This window comes from Bacillus vallismortis (genome assembly GCF_004116955.1).
In the GTDB taxonomy this organism is placed as follows: domain Bacteria; phylum Bacillota; class Bacilli; order Bacillales; family Bacillaceae; genus Bacillus; species Bacillus vallismortis.
Genome location: NZ_CP026362.1, coordinates 2360984 through 2376975 on the forward strand (window position 1 = coordinate 2360984; position 15992 = coordinate 2376975).

General features: G+C 48.4%; 12 protein-coding genes and 1 pseudogene. 8 read left to right on the plus strand and 5 right to left on the minus strand.

What is annotated here, in order from left to right; translation table 11 throughout:
* Nucleotides 1-125: 125 nt before the first annotated feature.
* From BV11031_RS12750 to BV11031_RS12785, 8 genes and pseudogenes are all read left to right on the plus strand, one after another.
* Nucleotides 126-1048: pseudogene (locus tag BV11031_RS12750) on the plus strand (CotH kinase family protein).
* Between the two features lie 144 nt (nucleotides 1049-1192).
* Nucleotides 1193-1363, plus strand: a complete 171-nt coding sequence (locus tag BV11031_RS12755) for an aspartyl-phosphate phosphatase Spo0E family protein (protein WP_010329310.1) — start codon at nucleotides 1193-1195, stop codon at nucleotides 1361-1363.
* A 409-nt stretch (nucleotides 1364-1772) separates the two neighbouring features.
* On the plus strand, nucleotides 1773-1994 hold the full coding sequence (locus tag BV11031_RS12760; protein ID WP_010329309.1) for a spore germination protein: 222 nt from the start codon (nucleotides 1773-1775) through the stop codon (nucleotides 1992-1994).
* Nucleotides 1995-2007: 13 nt separating this feature from the next.
* A complete protein-coding gene (locus BV11031_RS12765) occupies nucleotides 2008-2241 on the plus strand; it encodes a spore germination protein GerPB (protein ID WP_010329308.1) in 234 nt (77 codons plus the stop codon).
* Between the two features lie 23 nt (nucleotides 2242-2264).
* Nucleotides 2265-2882 (plus strand): spore germination protein GerPC, encoded by a 618-nt coding sequence (gerPC, locus tag BV11031_RS12770; protein WP_010329307.1) that lies wholly within the window; start codon nucleotides 2265-2267, stop codon nucleotides 2880-2882.
* On the plus strand, nucleotides 2879-3055 hold the full coding sequence (locus BV11031_RS12775; RefSeq protein ID WP_010329306.1) for a germination protein GerPD: 177 nt from the start codon (nucleotides 2879-2881) through the stop codon (nucleotides 3053-3055). The genes gerPC and BV11031_RS12775 overlap by 4 nt, the downstream gene beginning before the upstream one ends.
* Complete coding sequence (locus tag BV11031_RS12780; protein WP_010329305.1) at nucleotides 3055-3456, plus strand: spore germination protein GerPE; 402 nt, start codon at nucleotides 3055-3057, stop codon at nucleotides 3454-3456. The genes BV11031_RS12775 and BV11031_RS12780 overlap by 1 nt, the downstream gene beginning before the upstream one ends.
* A 31-nt stretch (nucleotides 3457-3487) precedes the next feature.
* On the plus strand, nucleotides 3488-3706 hold the full coding sequence (locus BV11031_RS12785; protein ID WP_010333667.1) for a spore germination protein: 219 nt from the start codon (nucleotides 3488-3490) through the stop codon (nucleotides 3704-3706).
* Nucleotides 3707-3742: 36 nt separating this feature from the next.
* Here the strand turns inward: BV11031_RS12785 and BV11031_RS12790 are convergent, their stop codons facing one another.
* The 5 genes from BV11031_RS12790 to addB form a co-directional block, all read right to left on the minus strand.
* Complete coding sequence (locus BV11031_RS12790; RefSeq protein WP_129550771.1) at nucleotides 3743-4045, minus strand: HNH nuclease-like protein HlpB; 303 nt, start codon at nucleotides 4043-4045, stop codon at nucleotides 3743-3745.
* 13 nt (nucleotides 4046-4058) lie between these two features.
* On the minus strand, nucleotides 4059-7451 hold the full coding sequence (gene sbcC / locus BV11031_RS12795; RefSeq protein ID WP_129550772.1) for an exonuclease subunit SbcC: 3393 nt from the start codon (nucleotides 7449-7451) through the stop codon (nucleotides 4059-4061).
* On the minus strand, nucleotides 7448-8623 hold the full coding sequence (gene sbcD, locus BV11031_RS12800) for an exonuclease subunit SbcD (RefSeq protein WP_010329300.1): 1176 nt from the start codon (nucleotides 8621-8623) through the stop codon (nucleotides 7448-7450). Before sbcD ends, sbcC begins: the two co-directional genes overlap by 4 nt.
* A gap of 73 nt (nucleotides 8624-8696) precedes the next feature.
* Nucleotides 8697-12401 carry a helicase-exonuclease AddAB subunit AddA gene (gene addA / locus BV11031_RS12805; protein WP_010329299.1) on the minus strand — a complete coding sequence of 1235 codons (3705 nt, stop codon included), beginning with the start codon at nucleotides 12399-12401 and terminating at the stop codon, nucleotides 8697-8699.
* Nucleotides 12388-15888, minus strand: a complete 3501-nt coding sequence (gene addB / locus BV11031_RS12810) for a helicase-exonuclease AddAB subunit AddB (protein ID WP_129550773.1) — start codon at nucleotides 15886-15888, stop codon at nucleotides 12388-12390. The genes addA and addB overlap by 14 nt, the downstream gene beginning before the upstream one ends.
* Between the last annotated feature and the right edge of the window lie 104 nt (nucleotides 15889-15992).

Below are 15992 nucleotides of genomic sequence, written 5' to 3' on the forward strand. Positions count from 1 at the left end.
ATGCTCCTTCATGTATTCTCTGTCGAATGCTGAAATCCCTTTTTCTCACGACCGTTTCATTTCGTTTCAGGACGGGCTTTCAGTACATATCATGGGAATGTCGTTTTGAGGAGGAGGAAAAAGGTATGGAGAGCGTCCATTTATTTTTTCATCGGCAACAGCTTAAGGGTAAAGGTACTGCCAAGGGGCTTCTGGTGACAGACCGATCAGTTTCTCCCATTCTTCTCACACAGCGTGACAAAGCGGAAAAGACATCCTATGAAATCAGCTGGGAAAAGGCTCTGCTAGGTGAAAGCACACTTTTTTTGAATGCGGAACCAGATGATCCGTCCCTGATGCGGCGCAGGCTCGCTTATTGTTTTTTTGACGAGATCGGCATTCCCGCTCCCGCCGTCTCGTACATCTTCCTGACCATCAATGGCGAGCCAGAAGGCATTTATTTGAACATCAAGAACCGTCAGCTAGCCGGCAAGACAGGTTACCGAGTAAAGGCAGCCGATCCAAGGGTTCCGCTGTCCGTTTTTAAACATGAATCTTCCCCCTTTTTACATGATTTTTTTACGCTGATTCACACAGCTGAAGATGCCGAAATAGCTGAACACATTAAAATGTATCTCGATGTCAAATCGTTTTTTTTGTGGCTGATCGGCAACGCTTGCACCAATCAAGGCTTTTATTACACATTTTGTGTAAACGACTCCGGCCGGCTCTATGTTACCCCGCTGGAGACAAGAGCACTGGCGATACCCGTCACATTTGACGAAGATCCTCTGCTGACGAAAGGACGGTCGCTTGCGTCAAAGCTGCTTTCCATCCCCGCCTTCCGGTCGCAATATCACACATTAATGAAAAATGTGCTGAACCGGTCGTTTACCATTGAACGGCTGTCTCCTATCATCAGCAAATGGCACCTTGACATTTGTCAAAGGTCTGTTGAGGATCCTTTTATAAAAAAAGCCCCTTTCACTTCGAAAAGGAGCAGGCAAATATCCTTAGAGAAATTGAGGAGCGGCAGGACTTTTTGCAAGCACACTTAGCCAGACTATAGTCCTTCCTTATATGAAAAAAGGCCGCAGCAAAAATTGTCGCTTTTTTAGTCAAATTGACGAAAGGCAACCTTTTCAGCAAAAATAGGTTATACTAACGATATCCTCTGTTTATGAAAATAAATTCTAGAATTGGAGATAGGGCAATGAATAGTAAAATTGAAGAAATGAGAATCACACTAATTGAAACAGCACAAAAATACGGCATGAATTCAAAGGAAACGATTCAATGCAGCCAAGAGCTGGACAGTCTTCTGAATACCCGAATTAAAGAAGAAATGATTTTTGGGGGATATCCTGACAATCCCCGTATGTGAATCATTTTCTATAACGCTTGAATTCGCCGCATGCCATTCCGCTTTTTGCTCAGCACTTCTGGGATCATACCTCAGGGCGAGAATAGTCCGCCCAAAAATGAATTACCGCAGCACGACATACTCCAAAAAAAGCTTTTCTACAAGCAAAACACCAAAGAAACTAAAACAAATACACGCAGGCGGATCGCGGCACCCATCGCCGCATTTCCGCTCAGTTTGTCCATTACCCGCTTTTTTTAAAAATGAAACATAACGGCTGAAAAAATGTAAAAAGCTGATATGTCCCCTTTACATTTTCCTCACACAAATATGTGTCTGTCATAAACTATCGTGAATCGCCCAATGAAAATCAATTTCTATTTTAACTCTACCTTCATTTTTTCAATTTTACAACAAAGGATGTGCTCGTATGCCGGCCATTGTCGGAGCGTTTAAAATTAATGCGATTGGTACGAGCGGAGTCGTTCACATCGGGGACTGCATTACAATTTCTCCGCAGGCACAGGTCAGAACGTTTGCCGGTGCGGGCAGTTTTAATACCGGTGACAGCCTCAAGGTGACAAATTATAAAAACGCGACGAACGTGTATGACAGCGATGCAGTTGATCAGCCGATCGCAGGGAATGCATAAAGGAGTGTGGCCCATGAATTTCTATGTGAATCAAACGATTCAAATTAACTATCTTCGGCTCGAATCAATCAGCAACTCCTCTATTCTGCAAATCGGAAGCGCCGGATCAATCAAATCTTTGTCAAACTTGTATAATACGGGCAGTTATGTAGAACCTGCACCAGAGGTAACCGCCTTGGGGCAGCCAGTCGAATTGCAGGAGCCTGATACAGGTGCCTTGGTTCCGCTCCAGCCTCCTGGCCGTTAATCATATGAAAGAGGTGAAAGACCATGTATGATCAATCTGTTTCCTCTTACTTGCAAAACTTGAACTCCTTCGTTCAGCAGCAGGCGCTTCATATTCAGCAGCTCGAACGCCAGCTGAAAGAGTTTCAAACTGAAATGGATACAATGAAACAACGGCCGGCTACAACCATTGAGCGTGTGGAGTATAAATTTGATCAGCTGAAAATTGAGCGCCTCGACGGCACCCTAAATATCGGCTTAAATCCGGCCGACCCGAACAGCGTCCAAAATTTTGAAGTCAGCCAAACCACACCTGAAATCGGGATGATGCAGCAGGAAGAGAGCGCCCAGCTCATGCAGCAGATCCGACAAAATGTCGATATGTTTTTAACTGAAGAAATCCCAGATGTTCTGGAACAGCTTGAAAACCAATATGACAGCAGGCTTGACGATACCAACAGGCATCATGTCATTGAAGACATCAGAAAACAAATGGACAGCCGAATTCAGTATTATATGTCCCATATCAAAAAAGAAGAACACACGCCGCCTAAACAATATGCGGAACATATCGCTGAACATGTGAAGCGGGATGTCATCCGTGCTGTAGAACATTTTCTGGAGCATATCCCATCCGAAATAAAAGGAGATGAGCAAGCATGATTTTCACAGTCGTCAACCGTAATCTGGAGGTCGGGGATATCCGAATGAACGGTGTGTCCAGCTCCTCTATATTTCACATCGGAGACACTGAAGCGATCTATCTTTCTTCTATTTTCGACACTCCGCCTGAATCTCTTATTATCGGGCCGCTTGCCCCGCTGTCGCCGGCATAATGCTTAAGCGCATATCCCGCATCAGAACGATTAAATTTAACTCTCTTGGGATCGCAAGTGTGTTTCAAGTTGGCGACACAAACGAAATCGATATGAGTATAAAAGTATTCGCTGTACAACGCTCACTGCCTACGTTTTACAATAATGAAGGCTCATTCAGCAGAAAGGATTATCCGATCTTTCAGCAGCAGGCCGTGTTGCCGACTCCGGAAACAAGGGTGCAAAGCGCATTTTGCCACGAGGTGCCGATCATTCAGGTCCGCAACATCAAAATTCAAGGGGTCTCATCTTCCTCAGTCTTTCATGCGGGGGCCGTTTCCCTTGTCCGCGGCGATGCGAGAATCAAACATATCAGGCAGATTCAGTCACCTCGCTCACAATCGCCAGACAAGAGCATATAATAAACAGAGACTTCGATAAAGGGTGTCGTTTATGCCAGCAATTGTCGGGCCTATAGCTATCAATTCCATATCGGGCGGAGTCGTTAACTTTGGTGATTCCTTTTACCTTTCTCCGAAAAGCTCTTCAAAATCTGCGCTCGGTTCAGGAGCAGGGAACACGGGAGACTTCCTTCTATTAAATAATGCCGTCAATGCGACAAATTATATAGACCCCGATGTCAGCGATCAAGATATGGTTGGAAATGGATAAAAGCAGCCGCTCTGCAAACAGAGGGCTGCTTTTTCGTCATTTTTTCTTTTTTCGTTCATTCGATTTCTTTGTTTTGATCAGCTTCTCAGGCGGCTGTTTTCTGATCCATTTGACAAATCGGGCAAGCTGCGTATCGTTTCTCAGTTCATCTATTCCGTTTAAGCGAACGGCAAGCTCTTGATTGCTATATAAAGCATGAATTTGCTTATGGCAAGGAATACAGAGCATCGCTGTCGGCAGGAACGTTCCACCTTCCTCTTTCGGTGTGAGGTGGTGCTCTGTCAGCTGGACATCACTCCGGCCGCACAGCTCACATATCCCGACAGTCTGCTTTGCCATATCCGCTTCCCCCTTACATCAACTCAAGTGATACCCGTGTACCGCGGCCGGTCGGTTCAGCCGGATGAACGATCAGCTTTTTCGGAAGCCGTGCCCGCAGTTCCTGCACATGGCTGATCACACCGACAGACAGATTGTCTGACTGCATTTTTTCCAAGGCTGTCACAACCGTATCCAGCAGATCTTGATCCAGAGTGCCGAACCCTTCATCTAAGAAAAAGAACTGCAGCGGGTATTCCCCGCGAAGCTGGATCTGCGCAGACAGCGCAAGAGCGAGAGAAAGCGAGGTGAGGAACGTCTCTCCTCCAGACAAGCTGGATACTGGTCGTTTGACGCCTCCATTCGCGTCATCGCGCATCACAAATCCGCCTTCTGAATCCACTTCGATGGCATAGCGCTGTCTCGTCAGCATGCCAAGTCTTGCTGATGCGTCCCTCGCAACGCTTTCAAGCTGCTCTTCAGCTAAAAATTCGACAAAGGTATTGCCTTTAAACACTGCTTGCAGCTTGTCCAGCCTGTCGATATGCGTCTGCCATTTCTTCAATTCAGCTTCAATTTCGTTAAACCGTTTATGATGGTCGCGAATGACGGCCAGCGCTTTCGCAGCCGCGCCTTTTTCTTCTATCGCAGCGCCAAATGCGTCCTCGGCTTCTTGTAATGCTGTAACGGTTTTGCTCCATTCGCCCTCTGACAAGGCACGGTCGGCAAGTATCTCTGCTACACGTTTTAAGTTTGCGGCATTCTGCTTCCTTTTATCCATAAACTGGTCGATTCTGGTTTTTATCTTGTCAAGCTCATCGGCTGGGATAAGGCTTCGCTCCACCTCTTCAGTCCGGGTAAAGCAGGTGCTTTTCGCATGCTCAAGCCAAGCGGCTTCCGCTTTTTCCAAGCTGTCCTTCGCCTCTTTCAAGGTGAGCGCGCTTGCTGAAGCGCGGCTGTTCGCCTGATTCAGCATCGTTTGGGCGCTTTGGAGTTCTTCATATAGAGATTGCTCTTTCTCCTTTAACAGCTTTAGATCCTGCTGGACAGAGCGAAGTTTGATCTCGATTGAGTCTCCTTTTGCGTAATCTCCGAGTTCGTGCTCATAATCCGCGATCACACTTTTGATGCGTTCAGCCGCATAATGAAGCTCCAGCTTTTCCCGTTCAAGCTGGTGTCCCGACTCCCGCAGCTTTTCCTTTTGTGCTTCATGTTCTGAAAGAAACGCGATGCTCTTCTCAATTCGCTTCTCGCATTCTTCTGCAGCCCGGTCTTTTTCTTCGATGGCTTGTTGCCATTTTTCCGCTTCATCCACCGATTGATCCCCAAACGCTTCGTTAAATTGTTTCATACGGCTGTCCATTGAGGACCGAAGTTCGGCGATGATGCTTTCAATGCGGTCAGCCTCTCTTTTTTCAAAACCGATCTTTTCATTAAGCTGCTCGGCCTTTTTTAAAGACTCCTGATAGGCGCTGATCATTTGAGCCATTCGTGTTTTAACAGATAGAATATCCTGCTTGACTCGCTTCCATTCTAATTGGGCAGTTTCAAAAGCTTCATACACCGGCTGATTCTCGTAAGAAGCTGCCGCTTCAAGGTTCGATGCTTGAATCGTTTGCAAAAACGGACACTGTTCAATAAACCGCGCGGATTGTTCTTCAAGCGTGATTTTGGCTGAAAGAATCTCCTGGCTTAGAGATGCAGCTTCCGTCAAAATCACATCCGTCTGTTTGATGTCCTCTTCAAGATTGCCGTCAAGCTCATATGTTTCATGCGCTGAGGCAGATGGATCATGATAGGTTGAACCGCAGACTGGACAGGGCTTTCCAGCGGTCAGTTTTTCAGACAATTCTTTTGTAAGCAGCGCCATTCTCGCTTTTTCACGCTGCGCGTGAAGCGTTTGCTGTCTCTTTTTCCCCTGCTCTGTCATACGCGTTAACGAACGTTCCGCCTCGCACACCATATGGTACACAGTTTGTACAGCCTCATATGCCTGAATGATGTTGTTTTTTTCCGCTTCCGTCTTATGAACGAGTGTACTCTTCTCCTCATTCATCTTCTGCAGCACGAGGTTTAATGCGTCACTTCGTTTTTTCTCTTTTCTGATTTGCTCTTCAGTCTGCCTGATGCGCAATGCCATTTCTGCGGCCTGCTGGCAGCTTTTTCGCTCATCGGAAGTCACCTGCAGGGATTTGAGCTGCTGCTTCAATTCCGTCTGTCTGTTTTGCCCTCGTGACAGACGGTCTGTTACAGTCTCCAATTCATTCACGACAGATTGAAGGGACTCTTCTTTCTGCTGGAGTTCAGCCTTTTTGCGTTCTTCCTCTTGCTTGGCCTCACTCAGTTTGATTTCGATCTCCTGCAAACGGGAAAGCTGCTCCTGCTCGGTTAAAAGCTCAGGCTCTTTCTCGCTTTTATGCCTGCGCCACGCTTCATACTCTTCATGTTTTTGATGACAGAACACTGTCCGGTCTGCTAAATCCTTTTCGGCAAGCGTTTGTTCCTTTGCAGCCTTCTCCTCTTGCTGGATCGCTTCTGCGTACCGGTCCGCATAGGGCTTCAGTGCTGCGGCTGTTTCTGCTTTCAGCAGGCGTTTTTGCATGCTGTCTACGTGCGGCTGTTCTTCTTCGAGACGTCTTTTCTCTTCTTCATAAGCTGATTGTTCCTTTTGGACATTCCAAATTTCCTGATGTTCTGTAAACCGCTCTTTTGCCTGATCACGATTTTTCTTCATCGTTTCCAACTGGGCTTCGGCTTGTTCGAGAGCCTTTTCCGCCTGCTCAACCGCTTCTGAACTCGCCTCGCCGAGACCGGACTGTTCAGCAAGCATTTCATTTTTTCTCGCGTTGGCTTCCTGCGCCTGCCGTCTCAGCTTTTTCACCAGCCGGTCTCCATACTGCTCCAAATGAAATAAACGCTGAAGCATATGCCTGCGCTCCGCTCCCTTTAAAGACAGAAATTCGGCAAATTTCCCTTGAGGCAGCACCACCGCTCTTGTAAAGTCGTCGATCGTCAGCCCCAAAAGCTCCTCCACTCTTTTATTCACTTCGCCGGCCTTATCAGCCAGCACCTTATGCTCGTCTTTGATTTCGATGAAGCGGCAAAGTGCTGTTTTCACCTTCATCTCATCGGTTCTCTTAAACACGCGCTCGACTTTGTAAGAGATTTGATGGTTCGTTTGAAGCGCAAAGGTAAAGGAAACAGAAAGCGTATCTTCCGCATGGTTTAAGATGCCGTGTGTATTATTTGCCGCCCGCTCCACCTTTCCGTATAAAGCAAGCGTCATTGCGTCGAGGATAGAGGATTTGCCGCTTCCCGTCGGGCCGAAAATGCCGAAAACCCCGGCACCGGAAAGACCTTCAAAATCTATCGTCTGCTCCTCTCTAAAGCTGTGGAGCCCTTTAATGCTTAAGGCGATCGGCTTCATGTCGCATCCTCCTCTTCAACACCTGATGCCAGCTCTAAAAACAGCTTCACCATTTCTTCATCCGGCACCGCGCCGCCAGTTTGTTTTTCATAAAATGTCTTAAAGCGGTCTTCGATTGATACATGCTTGACCTCGACCCGCTCCCGGTCTTTGTTCTGTTCTTCAAAAACCGGCCTGATATGGATAAAACCCGGGTGCGCCTTCCGCAGCCTATGGATTTCTTCAAGTGACAGCTGGTCCGCCACACGGATTTCAAGGTCAATCCAGGCATTCTGGTCCCTGCCTTCATCCAGCCAGCTGTACACCTCGCTTAAGCCATTTGCCGCTTTCCACTTCACAAGCGGCTTGCCGCTCGATAATAACACCTCGTGCCAAGAGGCCTCTTCCCCCGGCTTCGCGTCCACGATCGTCACTGATTTGGCGTAGCCCGCTTCTGAAAAGCTGTAAGCGAGCGGAGAGCCTGAATAACGCGCAAGCGTCCGCGCCCGCTTGATCGTTTGCGGCCGATGCAAATGGCCGAGCGCCACATAAGCGGCATCCGCCGGCAGGCTTTCAGCAGCCACCGTATAAGCGCCGCCGACTTCAATCGGCCGCTCTGAATCCGTTTGGTTTCCGCCTGCGACATAAATATGGCTGGCGGCAACCTTCACTGCGTCGTTGCGGAACCGGCTTGTCATATGCTCAAACGCCTGCCTGATTTTCACGTCATAATGATCACGGAGCAGCTTTTCATCAAATGTATCGGAAAGCACTTCATTTAACCGCGCTTCAGATGGGTACGCCAGCGCTCCGACCGCCAAAAGCTCCCCTGCTGAAGGAACTTCAATATGAAGCGGTTCTGTCGTCGGATAGCCGATTAAATAAATGCCGTTTTCATGTGTCAGCGGTGAAGCGGCGGACAAACGGTCGGGATTATCGTGGTTTCCGGCAATGACAACGATCGGGCGCTTTCCCCTGTCGCTGAGCGCGGACAGGCTTTCATAAAACAGCTGCTCGGCTAAAGCAGGCGGGTTGACGGTATCAAACGCGTCCCCCGCCATGACAATGGCATCAACCTGCTCTTCCTTTACAATCGTATTCAATTCATCAAGCACATCGGCCTGTTCACTCAGCCTGCTTCTTCCCTCTAGCGTTTTTCCAAGATGCCAGTCCGCCGTATGTAAAATCCGCAAATGCTTTCACCTCTCTTTTTTGTATAGAAAACGAGACCCGCTCCGCCTGAATTCCCGGAGCTTACGGATCTCGTTATAATGTCAGAATGTGACCTCCGTCAAAGAAATAAAGCGCACATCCCTTTACGTTTGTGTTTGCAATTTGCTCAACTGCCTTCGTGTACAGCTGAATTTGCGTTTCATATCGTTTCTTCAAGATCGGGGCCGCCCCTTCAAAGCCGTGCTGGAATTTGCCCTCAATCCGGTCTGATTTATAGTCCAAGAGATATAAGCCGTTTTCAGTTTCATAGAAACAGTCGATAATTCCCTGCACCAAAAGCGGCTCATCCGCCTCCTGTGCATCAGGGTAGATTTCCTTGGCCGGAAGCGCCAAACTAAACGGCACTTCCCGGTCCTTCCATTTAGCGTCGATCAGCTGTCCGCCGATTTCTGTATGGAAAAATTGCACGATTTCTTCTATATCAATAGCGGCTTTTTGTTCTTCAGTGAGCAGCTCCTTTTCAAAGAGCTTATGAACCGTTTGCTCCGCTTCCTCTACTGTCGGCACATGTGTCAGCGGGATATGCTGCATCACTGTATGCATGGCCGTCCCTTTTTCGGCTGCTGTCAGGCCTTTTTTCATCATGAAAGCGGGCCGCCTGTACAGCATGCTTCCGTCAGCCGGTTTAACGGGGGCCCTGCCGCTGTATTCATCCTCGTACTCTCTTTTTCTCTTGATCTCAGAAACTGACTGCTTTGTCCGAATGTGCGTCACCTCGTGATGAGGATATGTCCAGCTCAGCTGCTCACGGGCTTTTTCATCAAACGTAAACGAGCCAGGAACTGGTTCACCACGGCGTATCGCTTCTAAACGCTCGCTTTTTTCTTCCATTCTTTCTTCCAGATCATCATCCAGCAAATCATAGGAATGGATCATACGAACGGCAAAACGAGCCGGGTGGCTTGATATGTCGGCAGGCGCTGCCATAACGTTTTCAGCCAAATCCTCTACATCTTTGTGTCTGGCAAGAGCCGGACCGATGAAATCTAAATACGTTTTTGCCTGATAACGGTCAAATTCCGGAAGAAGCCAGTCCGTTTGGGAGGCAGATGCCTGCCATTTTGCGACCTGTTTCTGATGATCCTTGCATGAGCCAATCAGAAACAGTTTTTCTTTCGCTCTCGTTAAGGCAACATAGAGAACACGCAATTCCTCTGACAATAGCTCCCTGCGCATTTTTTTCTTCATCGCAATGAGTGGCAGCGTTGGATAGGTGATGCGCAGTTGCGGATGAATATACTTCGTGCCAAACCCGAGCTCCTTGTCCAGCAGGTACGATTTGTTCAAGTCCATCATGTTGAAATTCCGGCCGAGACCTGCTGCAAACACGACGGGAAATTCGAGCCCTTTGCTGCTGTGAATCGTCATTAAGCGGACAACATCCTCCTGCTCGCTGAGCGCGCGGGCCGTACCAAGATCATCGCCCCGCTCCTGCATGCGTTCGATAAACCGCAGGAAACGAAACAGGCCGCGAAATGCCGTCGATTCATATTGGCGCGCCCGGTCATAGAGAACGCGCAAATTGGCCTGGCGCTGTTTTCCGCCCGGCATCCCGCCGATATAATCCATGTATTTCGTGTCGCGGTACACTTCCCAAATCAGTTCGGATACGGAGTGGTTTTTTGAAAAGGCGCGCCATTTTTGCAGGTGAGTGTAGAATGTTTGCAGCTTTTGATAAAGCTCGTCGTTCCGGTCGCCGGCCGCCAAGTAATCTTTCATCGCTTCATAGTACGGCGCTTTTTTATTTTCAAGCCTGATCAAAGACAGCTCGTTTTCATCCGCCCCGACAATAGGTGAGCGCAACACAGAGGCCAGCGGTATATCCTGATACGGATTATCGATCACCTTCAGCACAGAAAGCGCGACGGCGACTTCGACCGCATCATAATAACCTGACGTTAAATTGGCGTAAACCGGTATACCCTGCGCCCTCAGCTCGTCCATGATTTGCGGCGCCCACGGCATGGAACGAAGCAAAATCACGATATCGCGGTACTGAATATTGCGGTGTGTTTTCGTTTTTCCGTCATACACTTTAAATGGCGATGAAATCAGCTTGCGAATTTCCTTGGCAATCGCTTTCGCTTCAAACTGTACCGTTTCCAGCTCTTCCGCTTCCTCGTTTGCATCCGTCTCTTCGGCGTTGTCAATCAGCAGCAGCTCCGTTTCCGTCTCATCATTGTCCGGATACGCCGCGCCAAGCTTCAGTTCAGCCTGCTCATCATAATCAACCTCACCGATTTTGCCGCCCATCAGCTGTTTAAATAAAAAGTTTGTGCTGTCTAAAATATCAGTCCGGCTTCGGAAATTTTTATTCAAGTCGATTTTCCGGCCCGTGCCTTCTCCGCTTTCTGTAAACCGTTTGTATTTGGAGAGGAAAAGAAGCGGCTCCGCCAGCCTGAATCGATAAATCGACTGTTTGACATCTCCTACCATAAATAGGTTGCCTGTTTCCTCGGGTCCGCTTGTGACGAGCTGCAGGATCGATTCCTGCACTAAGTTGGTATCTTGATATTCGTCAACGAGCACCTCATGAAACTGCTCCTGATAAAATCTTGCTGCCTCGCTCGGCTTCTGTTCACCTTTATCATCCTCAGCTGTCAAAATGGATAAACAGTAATGCTCTAAATCAGAAAAATCAATGATTGATTTTTCCTGTTTCGCGGCTTCGAACCGTTTTCCAAAGTCGGTGACAAGCCGTATGAGCGTTTCAATGACAGGCTTCATCTCGGCTAAGCTTTTCAAATGCTGTTCAGGACTTCTCGTGAAGTAGTCGGTTTTAAGCTTTTCAAGCAGTTTTTTTGCACCGTTTCTCAAATCTGTCGCTTCTTCAAGGAGCGCAGGATCAAACTCGTCCCCTTTTACCGCTTTCGCGCGCTTAAAGGAGACTGCCGGCACCCGCTTATAAAGCTCATTGAAATCATCCTGGTGCTGAATCAGTTCATCAATCTGCGCGAGATCATCAAGAAAATTGTCAGCGCGCGGCGCGGGACCGCCCGGCGCTTTCGTCAGCTCAAGCGCGCGCTGGAGCTTCTCCTTCGCTCCGTTAAGCACCATCGCAATATCCTCTTTGATATATTGATAAAACGGAAGCTCCTCGATGGCGCTCTTTTCCGATACATCATACAAATGAACAAAGCTTTCCAGCCATGCCTCCGGATTTGGGTGGGAACGGGAATACTCGTACACCTGTTTGACGAGAAATTGCAGGTCCAGATCATGCCGGTCTGTCGTGTAGCGGTCAACAAGCTCAAAAAACGCTTTTTCGCCCTTTGCGTATTCGTCTTCAAACAGCTCGTCCAGCACTTCATCCCCCAAAAGTTCGCCTTCTGTTTGATCAGCAATCCGAAAGCCCGGATCAAGATCGATCAAGTAGTAATATTTCTTCAGCACTTGCAGGCAAAAGGAATGCAGTGTCGAAATGCTGGCCCTGTTTAAAAGAGACAGCTGGCGTCTGATATGCAGCGAGCCTGGCCGGTTGACAAGCTCTTTTTCCAAGGCATCCGCAATCCGGTGTTTCATCTCTGCCGCTGAGGCATTTGTAAACGTCACAACGAGAAGCCGGTCCACATCAATCGGGTTTTCCTCCGCGGTGATCTTCCGGATCATTCGTTCGACGAGCACAGCGGTTTTTCCGGAGCCCGCCGCCGCTGCCACGAGAATATCCTGGCCCGTTGAAACAATGGCATTCCATTGGTCATCTGTCCAAGTGCTGTCTGCCGGTTTAGGAATGTTCATTGCCATCCGCCTCCTTTTTTATCCACTCAAGTATCGTCTTGTCCTTTTCAGCCTTTAACGGGCGATACTCGTTTTCTTCTAATGATTCATCGAATTGGCATACTGATTTGAACGAACAGTATGTGCACGGCGTCTTGTTCTTCATTTTATACGGCTCAATGGATACGCGCCCGTCGGTGATTTGTTCGCCTGCCTCTTGGAAGGTGCGGCGCACATGCTTCGTCAACAGGTCAAACTCCTTTTCGCCGACTGCCGCTGAATCCGATCTGAGAGAGCCGTCTTTCTTCAAGCCGGCGTTGATGATATTTGACCGTCCCTCTTGAAGGGTTGTATCCATGAGGCGAACCGCTTCCTGATCGCCGAGGAGCAGGCCCTTCATCTTAAATTTCTTAAAAATCTCCTGTTCAATCTCGTCAAGCCCAAGCGGGAGATTAGATTGAATCATCGGGTCATGGATATGAAAATACAGCACTCCGGCCGGCGTCGCTCTCATGCCGAGCCAGTCGGCTGAATGTGTAATTGATAAATCAAGATACGTCAGCATTTGCAGCGCCAGTCCGTAATATACTTCCGCTAAGTCAAGGCCTTTGTCGCTAGATTTATAATCGACAATCCTTAGAAGCAAACCTTTTGAGCTTTCTGCTTTATCAACACGGTCAATTCGCCCGACGAGTTCCATCGTGCAGCCGTTTTTCAGTGTAAAGGTCAGCGGCGGAAGCGGCCCTTTTCCTCCAAAGCCCAGTTCTAGCCCGATCGGCACAAATCCGCTCGCTTTCGCATGCTCGCTTAAAATGCCGGACACGCGTGTCACAATTTTTTGCAGTTTTTCCTTCACATAATAATGCCGGTTTGAGCTGAGCAGAATTTCCTTTTGCAGTTTTGGGGCCAGCCGCTCTACCGCATCATAGGAAAACAGCTCGCATTGCTCTTTTGTTAAATCGCGCCAATCCATTTTTTGCTCGCGCAGCCTGTCTGAAATCAGCTTTAAGCTGGAATGAAACAGCTGGCCGATATCCGGTGCTTCGAGCTTGAAAAATTGCCGTTCCTTGAGATGCAGCCCGTGTGAAGCAAAATGGGAGAATGGGCACGCGTTAAAGGTTTCCATTCTCGACACACTGCCCTGAATGCGTTCGCCATAGAGCTGTCTCGACACGCTGCGTTCAAGCTGCTTTACTTCATTTCGGAAAAACAGGCTTGAGAACAGCTTTTTCGATTGCAGCCTGTCCGGCTGACTCATCAGCACATTATACGTGCTCCACCAGACGTCGCTGATGTTGTATTCCCGCGTCCATAATCTGAGCTGGCTCGCGGTAAAGGACTGTGCCACACTTTTATTGACGACGTACTTAAGCTGTTCCTCATCGCTGACCTGTTCAGGTTCATTTGTCAACAGGCGCTCCATGTGCTGAGGAAACAGTTCTTCCAGCCGCTTAATGACAATCGACGGCAAAAGCGTTTTTCCTTCCGCATCGGCAATCGGATACGATACGTAAAGCCGGTCAGACGGACTGGAAAACGCCATATAAATGAGGAAATGCTCATCAAGGAGACGTTCCCGGCCACCCGAGGAAAGCTCAATCCCTATGTTTTTCAGCCATTCCCGGTCATCATCCGACAGCACCCCGTTTTCATCAGGGCGTGCCGGCAGAACGCCATCGTTTGCCCCCAGCACAAAGGTGCAGGAGGTGCCGTACATTCTGGACAAATCCATATTGCCGACAAACACCTGGTCAAGCGCAGGCGGAATAAGAGAAAATGTAAGCGACTCTGCGCCTGCTTCCATCATTTGCTGAAACAAATCAAGGGAAATCTCATCATCCCCCATCATTTCAACAAACTCTTCAAGCAGCTGAATGACGGCATCCCACGCCTGCTGATGCTGCTGCGCTTCAATGATTCTGCCGTCTTCTTCAGCACGCTGTCTTTCCTGATCCAGCTTCAGCGGCACATCCGTCTCTTCTAAATAGCGGTAGAGTGCCTCCGCCTTCTCCCGAACCGTCTTTGCTTTTTTCATTCGTTTTTGAAGCTGAAAAAGCGGCGGAACAATCCAGTCGCGTGTGTCATTCAGCATGTTTTCCATTTCGATTTCCTGATCGGTTTGCGCAAAATCATCATCCAATGACACAAAACGTCTGTAATGGAAACGGTCGCCCTTTGTCCAGCGATCGCCTTTAATCCCGTAGGCGATACAGTAATTTTCAAGCTGATCAACCTGTTCCCTCACCTTCGTTTTCGGCTCGTTAAGCGGGAATAGCAGTTCGGTTTTCACGCAGCGAAACACCGCTTCATACCGCCAATTCCCTTTCAGAACATCAATGCTCGACCGGATAAATTCGATTAACGGATGGTTCAGCATGGATGCTTTTCCGTCAATGAAATAAGGAATCTCGTAATCCGCGAAAACTTCCTTTACCATATCCTTGTAGTCTTCCGGCTGGCGCGCAAGAATTGCTATATCCTTATAGCGATACCCCTTCTCTCTGACAAGCGCGTGAATTTCCCGGGCAATGCCTTCCAGCTCAGCTCGTCTGTTTGCGGCCTGCATGACCGTAAAAGCCTCTTGTTTTTCGGCGTACGGAATGGCCGGGCGCGCTTCATACTGCGCCTCCAAATGCGCCAGTTCCGGTGTGCGCTCATGCCGCTGAGTCCCGCTTAGCTCTTTATACGCAATGTCCAGATTCAGTTCCTTCGCCTTCTGATGCAGGCGGTAATAGGTTTTTCCCGTCATTCTGAACAATTCCAGTTCATGCGGCTCCCGCTCGTATGACGGCTTGTCCGCTGTGAGCGAAAACGTGATGTGCTCTGCATGAACCATCAGCTGCTCCAACACCCTGAATTCCTGCGGTGTAAACTGATAAAAGCCGTCCACGTAGATATGCGCGCCTTTTACATCTTCAGACAGCGGGATATGCTCTGCCAGCAATGTCAAATAATCTTCAGAGTGAAGATATTGCTCTGAAAGGCTTTTTTCCATCTGCTGGTACAAAATTGATAGGTCATGAAGTTTTTCAGATAAAACACGTTCTCCGCGATACTCGGAAACCGTTCCGCTTTCCGCCATCCGGCGGATATCCTCCGGCTCCAGACAGTAACGCTTAAACTCGGTCAACATCCGTTCAACCTGTGCGGTAAATCCGCTTTTGTCACTCGCTTTTTGATAGACTTTGAACTCCTGTTTATGCTCCTCAATGAGCTTCCGCAGGAGCATCTGTACGCCTGTGCTCGTAAGAAACGGCCTGCTCATTCCCCCTGTATGCTGGAGGACGCGCCAGGCCAAACGTGAAAAGCTGAATACTTGAGCACGTATCATTCCGCCCATATCAGGCGTTTTAGCAAGCTCGTATTCCATTAAAAACGTCATTTGATCCGGGACTAGAAAAATGATTGGTTTCCCGAATGGAGCCCGGCGCAGTTCATCCTGTATGCTGTCGATGATCAGCTTCGTTTTTCCACTCCCGGACCTGCCTACTAAAAACTCTGCTCCCAAATTAGAAGACCCCTCTCTTTTTATCTCTCTATATTTTATCGAATGTTGACGAAAATGACCAATCTGATTTATTGGTAAAAACGGCCTTTTCGCATAGAAAAAGC

Coding starts and splice junctions, on each gene's coding strand:
- BV11031_RS12785 (WP_010333667.1), top strand. CDS start 3,488: ATGCCAGCAATTGTCGGGCCTATAGCTATCAATTCCATATCGGGCGGA.
- BV11031_RS12775 (WP_010329306.1), top strand. CDS start 2,879: ATGATTTTCACAGTCGTCAACCGTAATCTGGAGGTCGGGGATATCCGA.
- sbcC (WP_129550772.1), bottom strand. CDS start 7,451: ATGAAGCCGATCGCCTTAAGCATTAAAGGGCTCCACAGCTTTAGAGAG.
- BV11031_RS12760 (WP_010329309.1), top strand. CDS start 1,773: ATGCCGGCCATTGTCGGAGCGTTTAAAATTAATGCGATTGGTACGAGC.
- BV11031_RS12790 (WP_129550771.1), bottom strand. CDS start 4,045: ATGGCAAAGCAGACTGTCGGGATATGTGAGCTGTGCGGCCGGAGTGAT.
- BV11031_RS12755 (WP_010329310.1), top strand. CDS start 1,193: ATGAATAGTAAAATTGAAGAAATGAGAATCACACTAATTGAAACAGCA.
- BV11031_RS12765 (WP_010329308.1), top strand. CDS start 2,008: ATGAATTTCTATGTGAATCAAACGATTCAAATTAACTATCTTCGGCTC.
- BV11031_RS12780 (WP_010329305.1), top strand. CDS start 3,055: ATGCTTAAGCGCATATCCCGCATCAGAACGATTAAATTTAACTCTCTT.
- addA (WP_010329299.1), bottom strand. CDS start 12,401: ATGAACATTCCTAAACCGGCAGACAGCACTTGGACAGATGACCAATGG.
- gerPC (WP_010329307.1), top strand. CDS start 2,265: ATGTATGATCAATCTGTTTCCTCTTACTTGCAAAACTTGAACTCCTTC.